Source organism: Luteibacter sp. P4_E6 (genome assembly GCF_056401535.1).
Map to the genome: position 1 here is coordinate 1 of NZ_JBFUJE010000760.1, position 1,464 is coordinate 1,464.

Sequence of the window (1,464 nt, forward strand, 5' to 3'; positions counted from 1 at the left end):
GTTCTTGTACTTCTTCGAGTCCTTCAGCAGCTGCTGGGCGTCCTGGGCGAAGAAATCGCCTTCGGTACGGACCAGAGTGTCGTTATTGAAGGTCAGGGTGAGCGTACGGGTGGTCATGGGTCCACCACGGTGGGAGAAGGTGGAGACGTAGTCCCAACGATCGTTGTCGAACGGCGAGGCCACCGAAGGGGTGCCCAGCAGCACCAGAACCTGGCGCTTGGTCAGACCCGGCTGCAGCTGTTCGACGTTTTTCTTGTCGAGCAGGTTGCCCTGCTGCACGTCGGGGGTATAGATAAGGCTGCAGCCCGCGATGGCGACCGCCATCATGGCCATACCCAGCGTGCGGCGAATGAGCTTTTGCATGCGTAGTAACGTCCGGATCGTGAAGCCTGCGATGATACACTAAGCGCCTGACGGCACCGCGAGGGGGTCTCAATGGACCAGGAAACAAAAGAACTGCGTAAAGCGGGGCTTAAAGTCACACACCCGCGCATGCGGATCCTGCAGATCTTCGAGGAGGCGGACGAGCGCCACCTTACCGCCGAAGACATCTACAAGCGTCTGCTTGCGCACCAGGAAGACATCGGGCTTGCCACGGTGTATCGGGTGCTGACCCAGTTCGAAGCTGCTGGCATCGTTATGAAGCACAACTTCGAGGGTGGGCAGGCCGTATACGAGCTCGACCGGGGCAAACATCATGACCACATGATCGATGTGGACAGCGGGAAGGTCATCGAGTTCATCAGCGAGGAGATCGAGCGCCTCCAGCATGAAATCGCGGAACGCCACGGGTACGTGATCGAAGATCACAGCCTGGTGCTGTACGTGCGTCCGAAGAAGAAGCGCTGAGGCGGGGTTTTCCGGCCTGGCAGGTGAATAGGGCTCCCGAGAGGGGGCCTTTTTCTTTGGGGGTGTGAGCTCTTGGAGGAGCGGGCTGGGCCGGCGATGGGGTTGGCGGCAACCTGGCTATCGCCGCTGAAGCGGCTCCCACATTTTGCCAATGTCCCGCATTTCACCAGGATCCTGGATGGCGCCCAATAAAAACGCCGCTGGCGGACTCCTGTCCACCAGCGGCTTGATCCGATGTTTCCGCGGTTCGTGAATCGCGAGTTGCTCGCGGGATCCACGGGTCACCACTTCGCATCGGCGAGGCTGACATCCTGTCGCCTCATCAGGTCGATCGTCCCCACGACCGACCTGGGCTCACCGTCTCTCGACGGCGGCTCCCCCACATCGATGACGGAATCGTAACGAACGGTTCACTGACCCGGTATCGGAAAATTTCCTATGTGAGTTCCGATACTTGTGCTGCGAAGCAACACACGAAGGTGTAGTCCGATGGGCTCGGGGCAGATACGAAAGATGCCGCCGAGGGCGGTGATGCGATCGCTCATGCCTTGTAGGCCGCGCCCACCACCGTCTGTGCGAATCGGTCGTGGCGTCGAGGGCAGGCCGGTACCGTCG

At 60.3% G+C, this 1,464-nt stretch carries 2 protein-coding genes; one reads left to right on the top strand and one right to left on the bottom strand.

Annotated elements, in window-relative coordinates:
- The coding region (locus tag AC1DT2_RS23210; protein WP_477299030.1) for an outer membrane protein assembly factor BamE at positions 1–363 on the bottom strand (363 nt) is incomplete at its 3' end.
- A gap of 72 nt (positions 364–435) precedes the next feature.
- Between AC1DT2_RS23210 and fur the strand changes: the two genes are divergently transcribed.
- Positions 436–849, top strand: coding sequence for a ferric iron uptake transcriptional regulator (gene fur / locus AC1DT2_RS23215; RefSeq protein WP_046965876.1), 414 nt, complete (start codon positions 436–438; stop codon positions 847–849).
- Positions 850–1,464 lie beyond the last annotated feature (615 nt).

Coding starts and splice junctions, on each gene's coding strand:
- fur (WP_046965876.1), top strand. CDS start 436: ATGGACCAGGAAACAAAAGAACTGCGTAAAGCGGGGCTTAAAGTCACA.